This window comes from Sporichthya brevicatena (assembly GCF_039525035.1).
Taxonomy (GTDB): Bacteria; Actinomycetota; Actinomycetes; order Sporichthyales; family Sporichthyaceae; genus Sporichthya; species Sporichthya brevicatena.
This window is the reverse complement of sequence record NZ_BAAAHE010000049.1, coordinates 75,324-93,223: the sequence shown is the minus strand read 5'-3', so window position 1 is coordinate 93,223 and position 17,900 is coordinate 75,324. Positions and strand designations below refer to the sequence as shown.

Here is a 17,900-nt window from a genome sequence, read left to right as displayed (position 1 = left end):
AGTATAGTGCTTCGTGGGGGTTCGAAGGGAAGTGCACATGTCGTCGGATTCCACTCTCTCGGAGCTGGAGTCGTTCCGCACCGAAGCGCGCGAGTGGCTGGCGTCGCGGCTCGAGAGGCGTCCGAAGCGGGAGCTCGCGGTCCAGGAATGGGGTGTGGGGTCCGACTCGGTCGAGGTGTTCCCGAGCATCGATGCCGAGGCCGAAGCGGCGTCCGTTCGCGCGGCGGCCGCGTGGCAGGCCGAGAAGTACGACGCCGGTTACGGCGCTCTCACCTGGGACTCGGCCTTCGGTGGCCGCGGACTTCCCTCAGCCTATGAGCGTGCCTTCCGGGCGGAGGAACGCGCGTTCGCCGTGCCGGCCGAGTCCGAACTGATGGCCGTGACCCTGGGTCTCATCGCCCCGACGATCCGCCGCCACGGCAGTGCGGAACTGTGTGCCGAGGTGATCCCGTCCCTGCTGCGTGCTGACGCCATCGCGTGCCAGCTGTTCTCGGAGCCGGGTGCGGGGTCGGACCTGGCCTCCCTCTCCTGCTTCGCCGAACGGGCGGGCGACGACTGGATACTCAACGGCCAGAAGGTCTGGACCTCCGGCGCCGGGGTGGCGACCTTCGGAGAAGCGATCTGCCGCACCGACCGAACCGCCGGCAAGCACGCCGGGATGACGGCCTTCCTCGTGGAGATGGACGCGCCGGGCGTGGAGGTCCGGCCGATCCGACAGATGACCGGCGGAGCCTCCTTCAACGAGGTGTTCCTCACCAACGTCCGCGTGCCCGACCGCCGCCGGATCGGCGCGGTGGGCGAAGGCTGGACCGTCGCCCTGACGACGCTGAGCTTCGAGCGCGGATCGTCCCAGCACGCCGCGCCCGGCGGCTCGTTCCGGCGGCTACTCGAACTTGCGCGGCATCTCGACCGCACCGACGATCCGCTGGTGCGCCAGGAACTGATCGAGGTCTACACACTCAACCGCATCCTCGACTACACCAACCGGCGAATCGGGGCGGCGGCGCGCGCCGGGGAGGCACCGGGGCCGGAGGGGTCGATCCGCAAGCTCGCCTGGGTCCGCAGCCTGACCCGGACCGGCGAGGTCGCCCAGCGTCTGCTCGGCCCGCGGATCGCCGCCGACACCGGCGAATGGGGAACGTACGCCTGGTCCCAGCACCTGCTGGGCGCACCGGGTTACCGCATCGCGGGCGGCTCGGACGAGATCCAGCGCAACATCATCGCGGAGAAGGTCCTGGGACTTCCGCGCGATCCGGCTCCACCGGCGCGGCCCACGTGATCACGCGCGTGGAGCCCCTCGGCATCGATCTCGACGTCGAGGAGGGTGAGACCGTCATGGAGGCGGCGCTCCGGCACGGGTATCGCTGGCCGACGATCTGTGGGGGCAACGCCACCTGCGGGGTGTGTTGCCTGGAGGTCCTGCGGGGCGCCAACCACTGCGCACCCCCGGGAGCGCGGGAGCTCGAACGGCTGGCCGCGATCGGCATGCCGGCCGCCGAGAACGGGGCGCGGCGACTGGCGTGTGAGCTCCGGGTCCAGGGCCCGATCGTGGTGCACATGCCGGGCGTGCGGGCGGCGGTCGCGCGATGAGCGACTTCGCGACGATCACCTACGACGTGGCGCCCACCGGCGTAGCCCGCATCGTCCTGAACCGTCCGGACGCCGCGAACGCGCAGAGCCGGCAGATGCTCTACGAACTGAGCGCAGCGTTCGACCGCGCCGCGCAGGACAACGACGTCAAGGTCGTGATCCTGGCCGGTGCCGGCAAGCACTTCTCCGCCGGGCACGACCTGCGGGACCGTGCGCCGATGAGCGACTTCGAACCAGTCGGCTGCTGTGGCGGTTTCGACCTGCCCGGCGCCGAAGGGTGGATGGCGACCGAGCAGGAGATCTATCTCGGCCTGTGCTGGCGGTGGCGGAACTTCCCGAAGGCGACCATCGCCGAGGTGCAGGGCAAGGTGATCCTCGGCGGCCTGATGTTGGCGTGGGTGTGCGACCTGATCGTCGCGAGTGACGACGCCGAGTTCTCCGACACGGCCGTCGGCTTCGGCATGAACGGTGCCGAGTTCTTCGTGCACCAGTGGGAGATGGGAACACGCGTCGCCAAGGAGATGCTGTTCACGGGCGAACCCATCACCGCGCGGCGTGCCTACGAGATCGGCATGGTCAACCGGGTCGTCCCGCGCGACGAACTGACGGAGGCGACGGAAGCGCTCGCCCGCAAGATCGCCGCTCAGCCCACCATGGGGATCAAGCTGGCGAAGCAGTCGGTGCACGACGCCCTCGACGCCCAGAACCAGTGGACGGCGGTGAGCGCCGCGTTCGGCCGGCATCAGTTGGGTCATTCGCACAACATGCAGGTGCACGGCCGGCCGATCGACCCCGCGGGCCTGGCGCCCCTGCGCCGCAAGAGCTCGCCCTAGCGGCCCAGGAACCGCGGCTCACGGCGCTCGCTCGCCGCGTGCACGCCTTCGGCGAAGTCCGAGGTCGTCCGGCAGAGCTGCTGCGCGCTGTGCTCGCGTGCGGTCGCGTCCCGGACGGCGTCCCGCAGACCGGCTCGCATGGTCCGACGGATGGCCTGCACCGCGATCGGTCCGTTCGCGGCCAGGGCAGCGGCGAGCGCCACCGCCTCCTGGCGAACCTCGCCCTCGGGGGCCAACCGGTCGCACAGCCGGATCCGCAGCGCCTCCTCGCCGTCGACGGTTCGGCCCGTGCACAGCAGGTCCAGGGCGAGCTGATCACCCACCACCCGCGGCAGTGTGACGGTGAGACCGAAACCGTGGTGGATGCCCAACCGGGCGAAGTTGCAGCGGAACCGGGTGGACGGCCCGGCGACCCGGAAGTCCGCGGCGAGGGCGAGCCCGAACCCGCCACCGATCGCGGAACCCTGGACGGCGGCGACGAGCGGAACGTCGATCTCGAACAGCGGGAGCCCGGCGGCGTAGAGGGTCGCGGTGTCGAAGGAGTCCCCGTCCGGGCCGGCGAAGTCGGCGCCGGCGCAGAAGTGCCGGCCCGAGGACGCGAGCACGACGGCCCGGCACTCCGGCCGGGCCGAGGCTTCGGCACAGGCGTCGGCGACGGCTCCGATGAGCGCTGCGTCGAAGTAGTTGTGCGGCGGCCGGGAGAACTCGACGACGCAGACGTGGTCGATGGCCTCGATCGAGACGGTCATGGGGTGCTCACCTTGTCCGGAACTAATTAAGTCATTAGTATCTAACCATGCGTGGCCCGGCCTACGACTTCGAGCTGACCGAGCTCACGGAGCAGGAGCAGGAACTGCAGCGGACGGTACGGGCGTTCGTGGCGGAGCAGGCGCACCGCTGGCAGGGCACACCCGGGCTCGGCATGGGAGCCGCGGCCGACCGGGAGTTCTCGAAGCTGCTCGGGGCCCGAGGCTGGCTCGGGATGGGGCTGCCGGTCGCCTACGGCGGCGGTGGTCGATCGATGGTGGAGCGCTTCGTCGTCGTCGAGGAACTGTTGCGCGCCGGGGCACCCGTTGCGCACCACTGGTTCGCGGACCGGCAGAGCGGGATGGTCATCGCCAAGTACGGGACCGAGGACCAGAAACGGCGCTTCCTCCCGGGCATCTGCGCGGGCGAACTCGCCTTCTGCGTCGGGATGAGCGAACCGGACTCCGGCAGCGACCTGGCGTCGGTGACGACGCGGGCCGTGCCCCACCGGTCGGGGTGGCTGCTGAACGGCACCAAGGTGTGGACCAGCGGCGCCCAGTACAGCGACTGGATGATCGCTCTCGTCCGCACCAGCGCCGAGGCCGATCGTCATGCCGGCCTCAGCCAGGTTCTCGTCGACCTGCGCGCGCCCGGGGTACGGGTCAGCCCGATCCAGTTGCTCACGGGCGAGTCCGACTTCTGCGAGGTGAGCCTCGTCGACGTCTGGATCGGTCCGGATCAGGTGCTCGGCGTGGTCGGGGAGGGATGGGCCCAGGTCACGTCGGAACTCGCCTACGAACGGTCCGGGCCCGAGCGATGGCTCTCCACCTACCTCGTCCTTGAGGCGTTCCTGCGCGCGCAGAGCGGCGATCCGGACCCCGAGGCCCTGAGCGTCATCGGTGAGATGACGGCGCGGATGTGGGCATTGCGCCTGCTCTCCCTGTCGATGGCGCGCGCGCTCGACGCCGGCCGGCTGCCGGTCGTCGAGTCCTCGATGGTCAAGGAGATGGCGACCCGGTTCGAACAGGAGCTGCTCGGGCGGATCCAGGAGCTCGTCGACGTCGAGCCGGACCTGACCTCAGACGTCGACTTCGAGCGTCTGCTCGGCCGTGCGGTGCTGGCCGCGCCGATCTTCACGCTGCGCGGCGGCACGATCGAGATCCTGCGCACCGTCGTGGCCAAGGGGCTCTGCCGTGGCTGACCCGTTGCTGCTGTCCACGGTCGACGACCTGCTCGCCGACCTCTGCACCGCCGAGGCCCTCGCCGGGGCTGAGCAGGACGGCTGGGCCGGCCCGATCTGGGACGCGGTCGAGGAGATGGGTCTGTCGCGCCTCGGGATCGACGAACAGAGCGGTGGTGTCGGTGGGGAGTTCGCCGACGCGATCGCGGTGCTCGGTGTGGTCGGCCGGTACGCGGCGCCGGTTCCGCTGGCGGAGAGTGTGCTGGCCGGATGGCTGCTGTCGTCCGCCCGCCTCGTGCTGGGGCCCGGCCTGACGACGGTCGTGCCCGGGCGGCCGGAGGACACGGTTCGTCTCGAGGGCGGCGCTCTGAGTGGCGACTGGCACCGCGTGCCGTGGGCCCGGCGGGCGGGCCACGTCGTCGCCCTCGTCGAGGACCGTGACAGCTGGTGGGTCGTGCGGGTCGACGCTGCGGCGTGCGACGTCGAGCACCGGGCGAACCTGGCCGGAGAGCCCCGCGACACCCTGCGGCTGGATCGCGTGGGGCCGCTGGACCTCGTGCCGGCACCGGTCGGCGCGCGGCCCGCAGACCTGCGAGCCCGCGGTGCACTGACGCGGGCCGCGATGATGTCCGGCGCGCTCGACGCGATCGGCCGGCTGACGTCTTCTCACGCCCAGGAGCGGCGCCAGTTCGGCCGCGCGCTGTCGAGCTTCCAGGCGGTGCAGGCCCACCTCGTCGTGGTCGCGCAGCAGGCGGCGCTGGTCGCCATGGCCACCGGCGCCGCGGCACGGGCGCTCGAACGCGGTTCCGGGACCTTCGAGATCGGTGCGGCCAAGGTCCTCGCCGATCGAGCCGCGGGCGTCGCCACCGCCGCCGCGCACCAGACCCACGGAGCCATCGGTATGACGTACGAACACCACCTCCAGCACCTGACGCGACGACTGTGGTCGTGGCGGCAGGAGTACGGCCGTGCCCGCGAGTGGTCGAGCCGGCTCGGGTGGTCGTTGCACGCCGCCGGGGCGGACCACCTCTATCCGGTCGTCGCCGGAACGCCAGGAGGTCGATGACCGTGGCGCCGGACTACCAGCAGGTCGTGGTCGCCGAACGCGTCGAACTGGCCCAGGGCGTGGTCGGTCTGACGCTGCACGCAGTGGATTCGGCCCCGTTGGCGCCCTGGACGCCCGGGGCCCACATCGACATCCGGCTGCCGTCCGGACTGATCCGTCAGTACTCGCTCTGCGGTGATCCGCAGGATCGGCAGGCCTACCGCATCGCCGTCCTGCGCGCACCGGACTCGCGCGGTGGCTCCGTGGAGGTCCACGAACGCTGCGCGGTCGGTGACGAGCTGGCGGTCAGCGTGCCACGCAACCACTTCCCGCTGGAAGCCGCTCGTCGGCACCTGTTCATCGCCGGCGGGATCGGCATCACGCCGCTGCTCCCGATGGTTCGTCAGCTCGCCGCGGCCGGTGGCGACTGGGAGCTGCTCTACGGCGGACGCAGCCGGAGCTCGATGGCCTTCCTGGACAAGCTCGACGGGCCCGTCGACGTCGTGCCGGAGGACGAGTTCGGGTTGCTGCCGCTGGACGCGTTCCTGGAGAAGGCCGGGTCGGGTGACCTCGTGTACTGCTGCGGTCCGGAGGCGTTGCTGGCCGCCGTGGAGGCCCGGTGTGCCCATCTGCTGGAACCCGGTGCCCTTCGGGTGGAGCGGTTCTCCGGCGCCGGGGCCGGAGCACGTCAGGACGACCCGACGGCGAACGAGGCCTTCGAGGTCGTGCTGAACCGCCGCGGAGTGGTTGTCGAGATTCCGCCGGCGCGCTCGGTGCTAGAGGTGCTGCGCGAGATCGACCCCGAGCTCCCGTTCTCGTGCGAAGAGGGTTACTGCGGGACCTGCGAGACCGCCGTGCTGGCCGGTACACCGGATCACCGCGACACGCTCCTGACACCGGAGGAGCGTGCGGACGGATCCTCGATGATGATCTGCGTGAGCCGTGCCCTGACCCCCCGGCTGACTCTCGACCTGTAGATCGCGCGCGGGTCGGGCGGGGTTGTCAGCCCAGCGGCCGCAGAATAAACTAAGTAATCACTCAAATCTGAGGACGAGGTGCGGAGTGGGCAAGCTCGACGGCAAGGTGGCCTTCATCACCGGTGCTGCACGCGGCCAGGGACGGTCTCACGCCCTGCGACTGGCCGAGGAGGGCGCCGACATCATCGCGGTCGATCTCTGCGGGCAGCTCGACAGCGTCGAGTACCCGATGGCGACGCCGGAGGACCTCGAACAGACCGTCAAGCTCGTCGAGGACCTCGACCGCCGCATCGTCGCGCAGCAGGCCGACGTCCGTGACTTCGACGCTCTGCAGGCCGCCCTGGACGCCGGCGTGGCCCAACTCGGGCGCGTCGACATCGTCCTCGCCAATGCCGGCATCATGCCGGTCACCGGAGCGGTCGGCCGCGAGCGCAGCGCCTGGATCGACGCCATCGACGTCATGCTCACCGGCGTGTACTACACGATCGAGGTCGCCGTTCCGACCCTCATCGCCCAGGGTGACGGCGGCAGCATCGTCATCACCTCCTCGACCGCGGGGCTGAAGGCGATGAGCAAGACGCCGGCGACCGCCACCCCGGGTCTGCTCGGCTACACCGCGGCCAAGCACGGTGTGGTGGGGCTGATGCGCAGTTACGCGAACGCGCTCGCCCAGTACCGGATCCGGGCGAACACCGTGCACCCGACGGGGTGCAACACCCCGATGGTCGCCAACGCGGCGTTCGGGGAGTGGATCGGGGAGAACCCGGACATGGTGGGCAACCTGCAGAACCTGCTCCCGGTCGAGATGCTCGAAGCCGTGGACGTGTCCAACGCGATCGCGTGGCTCGTGTCCGACGAGGCCCGGTACGTCACCGGCGTCACGCTTCCCGTCGACGCGGGGTTCACGGCGCGTTGAGCGCGTTGGAGACCGACGCGCCGGTGGCGGCGCCGCCCGCCTGGGGGACCGAGGTCCGCCGGCGCACCGGCCGCCACCCGGAGTACCTGGTCTGGGAGCCGCGCAAGCACCGGCTGAGTGAGCTCCTCGCCGACTCCGAGTTCTGGGGCGACCGCGAGTTCCTGGTGCAGGGCGAACGCCGGGTGTCGTTCGCCGAGCACGGCCTGCTCGTCGACCGGGCGTGTCGGGAACTGCGTCGCCACGGCGTCGGCGTGGGCGACCGGGTCTTCCTGCTGTCCGGCAACCACGTCGAGACGATCGTCCTGTGGTGGGCGGCGCAGTGCGTCGGCGCGCTTCCCGTTCTCGGCAACAGCTGGTGGAGCGAGGCGGACGTGGCCACCGCGATCGACGAACTGACGCCTCGTCTGGTCGTGACGGACGGCAAGCGCCGCGGCAGCGTCCCGGCCGCGGTGCCGACCTTCCTGCTGGAGGAGCTGTGCCCCGCCGAGGGCGAGGCACCGCGTGACTGGGACGAGACCGGCGACGAGGACGACCCGGCCACCGTCATCTTCACCTCGGGGACCACCGGTCGGCCGCGTGGTGTGGTCCTCTCCCACCGTGCGGTCATCGCCAACGTTCACAACCTGCTCCACGACACCGGATCACTGCCGCAGACCATCGGGCCCGAGCGACCGATCCAGATCAGCATGCTGGGGGTGCCGTTCTTCCACCTCTCGGGTCTGCAGTCGGTGGTGATCGCACTCGTCACCGGGGGAAGGCTCGTCTTCCCGCCACCGGGTCCGTTCGACGCCAAGGCGACCCTGGAGCTGATGGCGGCCGAGCGGCTCACCTTCTTCGCCGCCGTGCCCACGGTGATGGGCCGTCTGGTCAACCACCCGGACTTCGGCAACTACGACTTCTCCTCGATCCGCGCGGCGACCATGGGGGGAATGGCTGTACCGCCCGCGCTCGTCGAGCGGGTGCGAGCGGCGTTCCCGAACGTGAAGCGCAACGTCTCCACCATGTACGGCCTGAGCGAGACCGGGGGCGCCGTGACCCGGTGCTCCGGGCCGGCCCTCGCCGAGCGCCCCTGGTCGTCCGGCGCCCCGCTGCCGGTGGTCGAGGTGCGGATCGTCGACGCCGACGCGGAGGGCGTCGGGGAGATCGAGGTCCGCTCACCGGCCAACATGACCGGCTACTGGGACGGGTCGCACACGGCCCTGGTCGATCCGGACGGTTGGCTCCGGACCGGCGACCGCGGCCGGCTGCGCGACGGGCACCTCGAACTCGTCGGCCGGTCGAAGGACGTCGTCATCCGCGCCGGCGAGAACATCGCCGCCCCGCACGTGGAGGCCGGTCTGCTCCGCCATCCCGCCGTCGCCGAGGTCGCCGTCGTGGGCCTGCCCCACCCGGACCTCGGCGAGCAGGTCGCGGCGGCGGTGGTGCCGGCCGACGGAGCCGACGTGTCCGTCGACGACCTGCGTGACTTCGCCCGCGCCCAGTTGTCCTCGTTCGAGGTCCCGAGCGCGTGGTGGATCCGAAACGAGCCCTTGCCGACCAATGCCGGCGGCAAGGTCCTCAAGTCCGAGCTCCTGCGCACCTGGCCCTCGGCCGGTTAGGAAACGCGACCTCATGCATCAGATCACTTTCTCCCGCCCCCGCGACCGGATGATCAACGCGCTGTTGCCCGCGCAAGCGGAACACAACGGCGACGCCACCTGGCTCATGTTCGGCGACCGGTCCTACACCTTTGCCCAGGGCGAGGCGGAGGTCATCGCCCAGGCCACGGGTCTGGCTGCGCTCGGGCTGCGTCAGGGCGACATCGTCGCCCTGATGATGGACAACTCCGACGCCTACGTCTTCACCGCGCTCGCGTTGGCGCACCTCGGCGCGGTTCAGGTGTCGATCAACACCGCGTACCGCGGGGAGTTCCTCCGGCGGATGCTGGAGGACTGCGCGCCGGTCATGCTGATCGCGGACGACCGGTACGGCGAGACGATCAGTGCGGTGCTGCGCGACGTCCCCGGCGTGAAGCAGGTCGTCGTCCACGGTGACGTCGACGCGTTCGACACCGCGGTCGACGTCCGGAGCGCGGCCGAGGTGGCCGCGCTGGGCGGCCCGCGCCCACCGGCGGCCGGGCGGCACACGGATCTGCTCTCGATCTCCTTCACCTCCGGCACCACGGGGCGCTCGAAGGGGGTCATGCAGTCCAACGCCTACTGGTGCAACGCGGCCATCGCGATGGCCGCCGGACGTGACATCCGCGCGGACGACGTCTTCCACCTCTGCACGCCGATGTTCCACTCGGGTGCCTGGCTGTTGAACCTGTACCCCTCGCTCATCTACGGCCTGCCGGTCGGGATGGAGTCACGGTTCTCCGTCGGTGACTACTGGTCGAGCGTCCGGCGCTACGGCGCCACCCAGCTGTTCACCCTCAGCGCGATGCACATGTGGATCGTGGCCCAGCCGGAACTGCCCGACGACGCCGACAACCCGGGCCGCGTGTGGACCGCGGTGCCCCTGCCTCCCGGCCTGGCCGACCGGATGAAGCAGCGCTTCGGCATCCAGGCGATGTTCTCCGCGTACGGGAGCACCGAGGCGATGCCCATGACGATCGGCAACGTCAACCGACCGGCGAAGGACGGGTCCTCCGGCTGGGCGCAGGTCAACCTCGAGGTCGCCATCGTCGACGACGACGACGTCGTTCAGCCCCCGGACACGGTGGGGGAGATCGTGGTGCGCCCGACCGCTCCGGACGCGGTCTTCAGCGGCTACTACCACCAGCCCGAGGCCACGCTCGCCACGATGCGCAACTACTGGTTGCACACCGGTGACCTCGGTCGGCTCGACGCCGACGGTGAGCTGTTCTTCGTCGACCGCAAGGCCGACTACATGCGCCGCCGCGGCGAGAACATCTCCTCGATGGAGGTGGAGCAGGTGGTCTGCCGGCACCCCGCGGTCGCCATGGCGGCGGTCCATCCCGTGCCGGCCGAGGACTCCGAGGACGAGGTCAAGCTCTGTGTCGTCCTCGCCGAGGGTGCCGAGATCGATCACCTCGAGCTCGCGAAGTACTGCGACCAGAACCTGCCCTACTTCGTCGTCCCCCGGTACATCGAGTTCCTCGACGAGCTGCCCCGTACCCCGACGGAGCGGGTGCAGAAGCACCTGCTGCGCGAACGTGGTGTCACCCCGACGACCTGGGACGCACAGGCCGCCGGCTTCACGGTGACCCGATGATCGAGCGCCCGGGACGGCCCCCCGTGATGGGTTCTCCCGAGATCGCGCAGCAACGTGTCCAGCAGCTGCTGGACAAGGAGCGTGATCCGGTGCCGCCCGTCCTGCGTGAGACCTCCTTCGCCGAGAACGTCGACCGACCGATCGACGTGGACCGGTACGTGTCGAAGGAGTGGCACGACCGCGAGGTCGAGCGCATGTGGAAGCGGGTCTGGCAGGTCGCGTGCCGGGAGGAGGAGATCCCGGAGCCCGGTGACAGCCTCGTCTACGAGATCGTGAACACGTCGCTGGTCATCGTCCGCACCCAGGACGGCACCATCCGCGCCTTCCACAACTCGTGCCTGCATCGCGGTCGACTGCTCCGCGAGGGACCCGGCTGCATCGCCGAGCTGCGGTGCCCGTTCCACGGCTTCACCTGGGATCTCGACGGGAAGCTCATCGACATCCCGAGTTCCTGGGACTTCCAGCACCTGGAAGGGGTCGACCTCAGGTTGCCCGAGGTCCGGGTGGCCTGCTGGGACGGCTGGGTCTTCGTCTGCATGGACCCGGAGACCGAACCGCTCGAGGAGTTCCTCGGGAACTTCATCCAGCACTGGAGCGCCTGGCCCCAGGCGAATCGCACCATCGGGATGCACATCGTCAAGCGCCTGACGTGCAACTGGAAGGTCGGCCTCGAGGCGTTCATCGAGTCGTACCACGTGGTCGCCACGCACCCGCAGTTGCTCATGTCGGTCGACGACGTCAACACGCAGTACGACACCTATCCGCCCGACGCGAAGTTCAACCGGATGATCAGCCCGCAGGCGGTCTCGAGCCCGCATCTCGGGCCGCCGCTGGACGACCAGGCGATCATCGACTCGTTGCTCAGCGGCAGCCGACGCCGTCCGCTGGAACCGGGGGAGACCGCGCGCGACCGGCTGGCCGCGGTCGTCAAGTCGGACTACAACCGGGCGGCGGGAACCGAGGTCCCGAGCTCGATCTCCGAGGCCATCGACGCCATCCAGTACTTCGTCTTCCCGAACTTCGTTCCCTGGGCCGGTCTGTCGCCGATCATGTACCGGTTCCGGCCCGACGGGGACGATCCGGCCCACGCGATCATGGACATCTGGTTGATGCAACCGGTCCCGGAGGGCCGGCCGCGGCCGCGGCCCCCGGCTCCGATCCACCTGGATCGGGACGAACCGTTCAGCTCACTCCCGGAGCTCGGACGCCTGGCCCTGATCTTCGACCAGGACATGGCGAACCTCGGACCGGTGCAGCGGGGACTGTTGGCCTCCGTCAAGCCGTCACTGGCACTCGCCTCGTACCAGGAGAGCCGCATTCGGCACTTCGCAGGAATGTTGGACCGCTATGTGGGGTCATGAGTTCACGACAACAGGGGGCGCACGATGAGTGATCCGGTCAAGGTCTGGCAGGACGGGTCGGTCGGACACCTGGTGATGTCACGCCCCGACAAGGCCAACTCGCTCTCGACGTCCATGCGGGAGCACCTCTGCGCGGGGTTGAAGAACCTCGATGCCGACCCGGACATCGACGTCATCGTGTTGAGCGGTGAGGGCCCGGCCTTCTCCTCCGGCGGCGACCTGCGCGAGCACGGGCCGAGCACGATGACGGTGGAGCAGGCCTGGACCATGCTCGCCAGCGGCATCGACCTGACCGAGTCCCTCGAGGGGATCTCCAAGCTCGTCGTCGCCCGAGTTCAGGGACCGGCGCACGCCGGTGGACTCCTGCTGTCGCTGTGTGCGGACATCACGGTCGCGGCCCGCACGGCACGCTTCCGGTGTCCGGAACTGCTGCGTGGCCGGCCGGATCCGTTCATCCCGTTGCGTCTGACCTCCAAGGTCGGCCGGGAGCGGGCCGCCGACCTGATGTACACGGCGAAGGAGATCGACGGGGTCGAGGCCGAGCGCATCGGACTGATCGCGCGTTGCGTCGACGAGGCGGACCTCGACACCGAGGTGGCCGCAGTGGTCGCGGCGATCCAGCGTACCGACCGAGCGAGCCGGACCGTGTGGAAGCGCACGCTCCACACGATGCGACCGACACCGAATGTCTGGGACTTCGCGCCCTACTTCACGTCGGAGGAGACGGCGCATCGCTCGTACCACTGGCGAACCAACGGCGTCGTACCCAAGGAGTAGGCACATGCCGACGCGCGACTATCAGCTCTTCGTCGGCGGCGAGTTCGTCGACGGCACCGCGTCCCGTCGCTTCGCCAGCGTGAATCCCGCGACCGGCGCGGAGGTGGCCTCCTTCGTCGACGGGACGGTCGCTGATCTCGAGGCCGCGGTGGCCGCGGCGCGGCGCGCCTTCGACGCCGGGCCCTGGCCCTCGATGCCGGTTGCCGAGCGGGCACAACGGCTGGGTCGGGTGCTGGAGATCCTGGGCGGACGAGTCCCGGAGCTCTCCGCCATCGAGTACCAGGACAACGGAGCGACGATCCGTCAGGCGACCTCGTTCATGGTGCCGGGTGCGCTGGGCTTCGCGATGGGGATCGCGGACCTCGCGACGAAGTTCTCGTTCACCTCCGGTCAGCCGGTGACGACCGGGCCGGTCCCCGGCGGACCGTTCGGTTCCACGACGATCAGCTACGAACCGCTCGGGGTAGTGGGTGCCATCACTCCCTGGAACGGACCGCTGATCCTGGCGATGTGGAAGGTCTGGCCGGCGCTCCTGGCCGGCAACACCGTCGTGCTGAAGCCGTCGGAACTGGCGCCGTCCACGGCGATGGAGCTGGCCCGGGCGTTCGCCGAGGCGGACATTCCCCCGGGGGTGCTCAACGTCGTCACCGGCGGCGGGACCGTCGGCGAGGCGCTGGTGTCCAGTGACCACGTCGACATGGTGACGTTCACCGGTGGCACCGCGACCGGTCAGCGGATCGCCCAGCTCGCGTCCGGCAACCTCAAGCGGCTGACTCTCGAGCTCGGTGGGAAGAGCCCGGCGCTCGTCCTGGACGATGTCGACATCGAATCGGCGGTCGACGGCGTGATCTGGTCCACCCTGTTCCTGTCGGGTCAGATGTGTACCTGCGCCTCCCGGGTCCTGGTGAACGCGCGCGTGCACGACGAGTTCGTCGAGCGTTTCGCCGCCCGGGCGGACAAGCTCGTGGTCGGGCCCACGGACGACTTCGCGACGGACCTCGGTCCGGTGGTGTCCGCGGCGGCCCGCGACCGCATCGAGGGCTACGTCCAACTCGGGACGGAGGAGGGTGCGGTCGCCGTGCTGCCGGGGGGCCGTCCGTCCGGGCTCGAGAACGGCTTCTACGTGAAGCCAACCGTGTTCGTCGGGGCGACACCCCGGATGCGCATCTCCCGCGAGGAGATCTTCGGACCGGTCGTCTCGATCCTGAAGGTTGCCGACGACGCCGAGGCGGTGCAGGTCGCCAACGACACGCAGTTCGGTCTGGCGGCCTCGGTGTGGTGCAACGACCGGCGCCGGGCGCTGGACGTGGCGGGGCGCGTCCGGGCGGGCACGGTGTGGATCAACGACCACAACATGCTCTCCCCGCAGACGCCCTTCGGCGGCATGAAGATGAGTGGCTCCGGCCGGGAGAACGGCGAGAGTGGCTTCAAGGCGTACCTGGAGGAGAAGGTCGTCTACCTCGACCTGACGCCGTCCAAGAACGAGCACCTGTGGGCGCTCGTGGCTCCCTGAGCCCGGCGCGTGAGCGGCCTTAGAGTTCAGGTGCGCGAACGCTACGAGCGGACTCCGGTCCCTTCCAGCAGGTGCCCGTGCAGCAGCTTCTTGAAGGCGTCGGCCGCCTGCCGGTGGGTGGCTCGGCTGGCGGTCGCGCCCATCTGCGACAGACCCGCCATCATCGCCATCAGCAGGGTCACGACATCTTCGGGCGTCGTGTCCGGCGCGAGCTCCTCCGGCGCGCTCGCGATCATCTTCTCGAACAGACGATGCAGCGCGCGGCTCTCCCGGCGAGTCTGTGCCGCCAGCCCTTCGTGCCGGTGGATCTCGATCGGAGCCACAGACGCGAAGGTCGCCAGGGACGGGTCGTCGACGTTCATCTGGACGACCACGTCCATGATCGCGCAGATCTTCGCGGCCAGGCCGTCAACGCCGTCGGTCGCGGTCTCGAACTTCTCGGTCACGTTCTCGAAGACGTCCTTATAGACCGTCAGGAACAGATCGTGCTTGGTCGGGAAGTAGTAGTACAGCGCGCCGATGGTGAGGTCCGCGCCCTCGGCGATCGCCTTCGTCGTGGTGCCGCTGTACCCGTTCTGGCCGAACTCGGTCCGTGCAACCTTCAGAATCCGAGCCCGCGTCACGGCGGAGTCCCCGGCGGGGGGACGTCCCAAGGGGACCGAGCCCGGAGATCCGTTCCTGGTCACTTTCCGTGGAGCGCGAGGGGTCCTGGCCATTCGGTCATGCTACCCACCATCGGCTTCGCAACAGGCAGGGAAAGAGCCACCTGGTTGACAATACTGAGCGCGTAGTTAATTATTCGGATGCGGCCTCACCGCGCCCAGAGACGAGGTCAGTAGTGACGTTGATTCCCACCACGCCGCCGAACCACCAACTTCGACCGTCCGAGGAGATGGATCGGCGCGAAGGCTGGCCCTACGCGTGCGAACCCACCGGGTGGTTCCAGCTCGCGTGGTCCGAGGAGGTCGGACCGAACGGCGTACTCGCAGCCGAAGCCTTCGGGCACCAGTTGGTCGCCTGCCGCGGCGAGGCCGGCGACCTGCGGGTGTACGACGCCTACTGCCCGCACCTCGGTGCGCACCTCGGCGTCGGCGGGGTGATGCGGGGGGACCGCCTGGCCTGCCCGTTCCACGGCTGGGAGTTCGACGCCGAGGGCCGCAACGCCTGCATCCCCTACAGCACCAAGGTGATGCCGAACCTGACCCTGAAGAGCTGGCCGGTCCGGGAGATCGACGGTCTGATCGTCGTCTGGCACGACGCCGCCGGCGGCGAACCGGCCTGGGAGCCGCTGCCGATCGACCACTGGGTGAAGGAGTTCGACTCCAGCGACTACTTCCCGCTCTTCCCGGCGGGGGTGCACCTCTGGCCGTCGGTTCGCCTGCACCCGCAGCTGGTCGTCGAGAACATCGTGGACTCGGCGCACTTCCAGTTCGTGCACGCCGCGGCGCACGGCAGCGTCATCATCGACTACGGCGCGGACGGCCACATCTTCCGCTGTTCGCAGCGCTTCGACGGGCGCAAGCCCGCCCAGCTCGACATGTGGGCCTTCGGTCTGGGCCTGATGCTCGGTGCCTTCAGCGTCGACGGCGAGCTCACCCACCTGGAGATCCAGGCGACGACGCCGCTGCTGGGGCAGCGCAGTGCCCTGCGTGGTTCGGTCTGGGTCCGGCAGGACCCGGCGTCCCCGGGAACGATGACCGACCGCATGAACGCCCTGATCGAGCTCCAGCACGACCAGCTCAACAACGACATCCCGATCTGGGAGAACATGCGCTACCGCGCGAATGCCCCGATGGCCCCCGAGGAGGCCCCGGCGTTCCGGGCGCTGCGCAAGTGGGCGGCGCAGTTCTACCCGGTGGGAGAGGCGTCGTGACGCAACGCGTCTCTCTCGTCGTCGGCGGCATCAAGGGCATCGGTGCGGCAACCACGCGGGTGCTCGCCGCGCACGGTCCGGTCTTCGCCAGCTACCTGAGTGACCACGCTGCCGCGCAGGCCTTCGCGCTCGAGATGAAGGAACAAGGTCTCGACGTCACGGTTCTCCCCTCCGACGTGCGGACCCGTGCGGGGGTGGCAGCACTCGTCGACGAGGTCGTCACGGCCGCCGGTGGCATCGACATCGTCGTGTTCGCCGCGGTCGCCGCGAAGCTGCAGAGTCCCCTGCGGGTGAGCGAGGAGACGTGGGCCGACGTGCTCGCCACGAACACGGCCCCTCTGCTCTGGCTGGGTCAGGAAATGGCCGAGCGCGGTCGCGACAACGGACGTCTGGTCGCCCTGACGTCACCGTGGTCGCACCGGTACGTCGAGGGCTACGGCGCCATCGGGCCGTCGAAGGCGGCGCTGGAGAGCCTGGTCGTCTACCTGGCCTCGGAGCTCGCGAAGAAGGGGACCACGGTCAACGCCGTGTCCGGGGGTCTCGTCGACACCCCGCTGATGCGGTCGCTGGTGCCGGAGAAGGAGATCGAGGCCCTGGCCCGGCGCACTCCGCTCGGGCGCATCGGCCGGCCGGAGGACATCGCGAACGCGGTCGACTGGGTCACCAGCGAGCGGGCCTCGTGGATGACCGGCCAGGTGCTCACGCTGGACGGGGGTTACTTCCTCCGATGACCGTCACCCCGTCACCCACCAAGACGGACCTTGCGTTCACCCAGGAACAGCAGGATCTCCGGTCGACGGTGCGTCAGTTCCTCGAGCACCACTCGTCGGAATCCGCGGTGCGGCGCGCCATGGAGACCTCGGAGGGGTACGACCCGCAGGTCTGGAAGAGGCTCAGCGTCCAGCTCGGCCTGACGTCGCTCGCCATCCCCGAGGAGTTCGGCGGCGCCGGGGGAGGAGCGGTCGAGACCGGCATCGTCTTCGAGGAGATGGGCCGAGCGTTGTTCTGCGGGCCCTACTTCTCGTCGGTCGCGATGGCGGCGAACCTGCTGCTGGCCCTCGGGGACCGGACGGCGATGACCAAGTACCTGCCGGGCATCGCGGACGGCTCGTTGCTGGTGGCGGTGGCGATCGCGGAGGACAGCGCCCAGTGGGGCGCCGGCAGCGTGACGCTGACCGCCCGCTCCACCGGCTCCGGCTGGCGCCTCGACGGACGCAAGATGTTCGTGCTCGACGGAGCTCTCGCCGATCTGGTGCTCGTGGTCGCCCGGACCGGCGACGGGCCGAGCGTGTTCGCCGTGCCTGGCGACGCCCCCGGCCTGGCCCGTCGGGAGATGAGCACCATCGACCTGACGCGGCGACAGGCCGGTCTGGAGTTGGCCGACGTCCCCGCGGAACTGGTGGGCGAGGACGGCGCCGCAGGACCCGCGGTCGAGCACATGCTCGACTGCGTGGCCGTCGCCCTGGCCGCCGAACAGGTCGGTGGAGCGTCACGGGCCATGGAGATGGCCAGGGAGTACGCGTGCACGCGGGAGCAGTTCGGCCGTCCCATCGGAACCTTCCAGGCCATCAAGCACCGCTGCGCCGACATGCTGGTTCAGGTGGAGTCCGCGCGGTCCCTGGCCTACTACGCGATGTGGGCGCTCGCTGACGGCGCGCAGGACGGCCCCCTCGCGGCGAGCATCGCGAAGGCCTACTGCTCCGACGCCTTCGCCTGGGTGGTCGCGGAGAACATCCAGGTCCACGGCGGCATCGGATTCACCTGGGAACACCCCGCACACCTGTACTTCAAGCGCGCGCAGACCTCACGCGTGCTCTTCGGGGATCCGGCCCATCATCGCGAGCTGGCCGCGCAGCGGCTGGGTCTCTAGTG

17 protein-coding genes are annotated in these 17,900 nt (G+C 69.8%); 15 read left to right on the top strand and 2 right to left on the bottom strand.

The window, feature by feature from the left end; translation table 11 throughout:
• Window positions 1–37: 37 nt before the first annotated feature.
• Genes ABD401_RS22925 through ABD401_RS22915 form a run of 3 tightly spaced genes read left to right on the top strand, consistent with a single transcriptional unit; the run spans window position 38 to window position 2,423 of the window.
• Complete coding sequence (locus ABD401_RS22925) at window positions 38–1,279, top strand: acyl-CoA dehydrogenase family protein (protein WP_344609152.1); 1,242 nt, start codon at window positions 38–40, stop codon at window positions 1,277–1,279.
• Window positions 1,276–1,590: a 2Fe-2S iron-sulfur cluster-binding protein gene (locus ABD401_RS22920; protein WP_344609150.1), complete on the top strand. Its 315-nt coding sequence runs from the start codon at window positions 1,276–1,278 to the stop codon at window positions 1,588–1,590. The genes ABD401_RS22925 and ABD401_RS22920 overlap by 4 nt, the downstream gene beginning before the upstream one ends.
• Window positions 1,587–2,423 (top strand): enoyl-CoA hydratase, encoded by an 837-nt coding sequence (locus ABD401_RS22915; RefSeq protein ID WP_344609148.1) that lies wholly within the window; start codon window positions 1,587–1,589, stop codon window positions 2,421–2,423. The genes ABD401_RS22920 and ABD401_RS22915 overlap by 4 nt, the downstream gene beginning before the upstream one ends.
• Here ABD401_RS22915 and ABD401_RS22910 read toward each other — a convergent pair.
• Window positions 2,420–3,172, bottom strand: a complete 753-nt coding sequence (locus ABD401_RS22910) for an enoyl-CoA hydratase/isomerase family protein (RefSeq protein ID WP_344609146.1) — start codon at window positions 3,170–3,172, stop codon at window positions 2,420–2,422. The genes ABD401_RS22915 and ABD401_RS22910 overlap by 4 nt on opposite strands.
• A 47-nt stretch (window positions 3,173–3,219) precedes the next feature.
• Here ABD401_RS22910 and ABD401_RS22905 point away from each other — a divergent pair, with 47 nt between their 5' ends.
• The 9 genes from ABD401_RS22905 to ABD401_RS22865 all read left to right on the top strand — a co-directional run bounded on the left by ABD401_RS22905 (window position 3,220) and on the right by ABD401_RS22865 (window position 14,155).
• Window positions 3,220–4,371, top strand: a complete 1,152-nt coding sequence (locus ABD401_RS22905) for an acyl-CoA dehydrogenase family protein (protein WP_344609144.1) — start codon at window positions 3,220–3,222, stop codon at window positions 4,369–4,371.
• Window positions 4,364–5,416 carry an acyl-CoA dehydrogenase family protein gene (locus tag ABD401_RS22900; protein ID WP_344609142.1) on the top strand — a complete coding sequence of 351 codons (1,053 nt, stop codon included), beginning with the start codon at window positions 4,364–4,366 and terminating at the stop codon, window positions 5,414–5,416. Before ABD401_RS22905 ends, ABD401_RS22900 begins: the two co-directional genes overlap by 8 nt.
• Window positions 5,413–6,372 carry a PDR/VanB family oxidoreductase gene (locus tag ABD401_RS22895; protein ID WP_344609140.1) on the top strand — a complete coding sequence of 320 codons (960 nt, stop codon included), beginning with the start codon at window positions 5,413–5,415 and terminating at the stop codon, window positions 6,370–6,372. Before ABD401_RS22900 ends, ABD401_RS22895 begins: the two co-directional genes overlap by 4 nt.
• Window positions 6,373–6,457: 85 nt before the next feature.
• Complete coding sequence (locus ABD401_RS22890) at window positions 6,458–7,288, top strand: mycofactocin-coupled SDR family oxidoreductase (protein WP_344609138.1); 831 nt, start codon at window positions 6,458–6,460, stop codon at window positions 7,286–7,288.
• Window positions 7,285–8,886 carry a class I adenylate-forming enzyme family protein gene (locus ABD401_RS22885; protein WP_344609136.1) on the top strand — a complete coding sequence of 534 codons (1,602 nt, stop codon included), beginning with the start codon at window positions 7,285–7,287 and terminating at the stop codon, window positions 8,884–8,886. Before ABD401_RS22890 ends, ABD401_RS22885 begins: the two co-directional genes overlap by 4 nt.
• Window positions 8,887–8,899: 13 nt before the next feature.
• On the top strand, window positions 8,900–10,504 hold the full coding sequence (locus ABD401_RS22880) for an AMP-binding protein (RefSeq protein ID WP_344609134.1): 1,605 nt from the start codon (window positions 8,900–8,902) through the stop codon (window positions 10,502–10,504).
• Window positions 10,501–11,865: an aromatic ring-hydroxylating oxygenase subunit alpha gene (locus tag ABD401_RS22875; RefSeq protein WP_344609132.1), complete on the top strand. Its 1,365-nt coding sequence runs from the start codon at window positions 10,501–10,503 to the stop codon at window positions 11,863–11,865. The genes ABD401_RS22880 and ABD401_RS22875 overlap by 4 nt, the downstream gene beginning before the upstream one ends.
• A gap of 24 nt (window positions 11,866–11,889) precedes the next feature.
• Window positions 11,890–12,642: an enoyl-CoA hydratase/isomerase family protein gene (locus ABD401_RS22870; RefSeq protein ID WP_344609131.1), complete on the top strand. Its 753-nt coding sequence runs from the start codon at window positions 11,890–11,892 to the stop codon at window positions 12,640–12,642.
• A 4-nt stretch (window positions 12,643–12,646) separates the two neighbouring features.
• Window positions 12,647–14,155 (top strand): aldehyde dehydrogenase family protein, encoded by a 1,509-nt coding sequence (locus ABD401_RS22865; RefSeq protein WP_344609129.1) that lies wholly within the window; start codon window positions 12,647–12,649, stop codon window positions 14,153–14,155.
• 41 nt (window positions 14,156–14,196) lie between these two features.
• Here the strand turns inward: ABD401_RS22865 and ABD401_RS22860 are convergent, their stop codons facing one another.
• The gene (locus tag ABD401_RS22860; protein ID WP_344609127.1) at window positions 14,197–14,778 is read right to left on the bottom strand and encodes a TetR/AcrR family transcriptional regulator; all 582 of its coding nucleotides are present in this window, start codon (window positions 14,776–14,778) and stop codon (window positions 14,197–14,199) included.
• A gap of 269 nt (window positions 14,779–15,047) precedes the next feature.
• Between ABD401_RS22860 and ABD401_RS22855 the strand changes: the two genes are divergently transcribed.
• Genes ABD401_RS22855 through ABD401_RS22845 form a run of 3 tightly spaced genes read left to right on the top strand, consistent with a single transcriptional unit; the run spans window position 15,048 to window position 17,898 of the window.
• Window positions 15,048–16,028: a Rieske 2Fe-2S domain-containing protein gene (locus tag ABD401_RS22855; protein WP_344609125.1), complete on the top strand. Its 981-nt coding sequence runs from the start codon at window positions 15,048–15,050 to the stop codon at window positions 16,026–16,028.
• The gene (locus ABD401_RS22850; RefSeq protein ID WP_344609123.1) at window positions 16,025–16,759 is read left to right on the top strand and encodes an SDR family oxidoreductase; all 735 of its coding nucleotides are present in this window, start codon (window positions 16,025–16,027) and stop codon (window positions 16,757–16,759) included. The genes ABD401_RS22855 and ABD401_RS22850 overlap by 4 nt, the downstream gene beginning before the upstream one ends.
• Window positions 16,756–17,898: an acyl-CoA dehydrogenase family protein gene (locus ABD401_RS22845; RefSeq protein WP_344609121.1), complete on the top strand. Its 1,143-nt coding sequence runs from the start codon at window positions 16,756–16,758 to the stop codon at window positions 17,896–17,898. Before ABD401_RS22850 ends, ABD401_RS22845 begins: the two co-directional genes overlap by 4 nt.
• The last annotated feature ends 2 nt before the right edge of the window (window positions 17,899–17,900 follow it).

What these genes read in the sequence shown, in the direction of transcription:
- ABD401_RS22925 (WP_344609152.1), top strand. Translation starts at nt 38, where the DNA reads ATGTCGTCGGATTCCACTCTCTCGGAGCTGGAGTCGTTCCGCACCGAA.
- ABD401_RS22915 (WP_344609148.1), top strand. Translation starts at nt 1,587, where the DNA reads ATGAGCGACTTCGCGACGATCACCTACGACGTGGCGCCCACCGGCGTA.
- ABD401_RS22910 (WP_344609146.1), bottom strand. Translation starts at nt 3,172, where the DNA reads ATGACCGTCTCGATCGAGGCCATCGACCACGTCTGCGTCGTCGAGTTC.
- ABD401_RS22905 (WP_344609144.1), top strand. Translation starts at nt 3,220, where the DNA reads ATGCGTGGCCCGGCCTACGACTTCGAGCTGACCGAGCTCACGGAGCAG.
- ABD401_RS22895 (WP_344609140.1), top strand. Translation starts at nt 5,413, where the DNA reads ATGACCGTGGCGCCGGACTACCAGCAGGTCGTGGTCGCCGAACGCGTC.
- ABD401_RS22880 (WP_344609134.1), top strand. Translation starts at nt 8,900, where the DNA reads ATGCATCAGATCACTTTCTCCCGCCCCCGCGACCGGATGATCAACGCG.
- ABD401_RS22875 (WP_344609132.1), top strand. Translation starts at nt 10,501, where the DNA reads ATGATCGAGCGCCCGGGACGGCCCCCCGTGATGGGTTCTCCCGAGATC.
- ABD401_RS22870 (WP_344609131.1), top strand. Translation starts at nt 11,890, where the DNA reads ATGAGTGATCCGGTCAAGGTCTGGCAGGACGGGTCGGTCGGACACCTG.
- ABD401_RS22865 (WP_344609129.1), top strand. Translation starts at nt 12,647, where the DNA reads ATGCCGACGCGCGACTATCAGCTCTTCGTCGGCGGCGAGTTCGTCGAC.
- ABD401_RS22855 (WP_344609125.1), top strand. Translation starts at nt 15,048, where the DNA reads ATGGATCGGCGCGAAGGCTGGCCCTACGCGTGCGAACCCACCGGGTGG.
- ABD401_RS22845 (WP_344609121.1), top strand. Translation starts at nt 16,756, where the DNA reads ATGACCGTCACCCCGTCACCCACCAAGACGGACCTTGCGTTCACCCAG.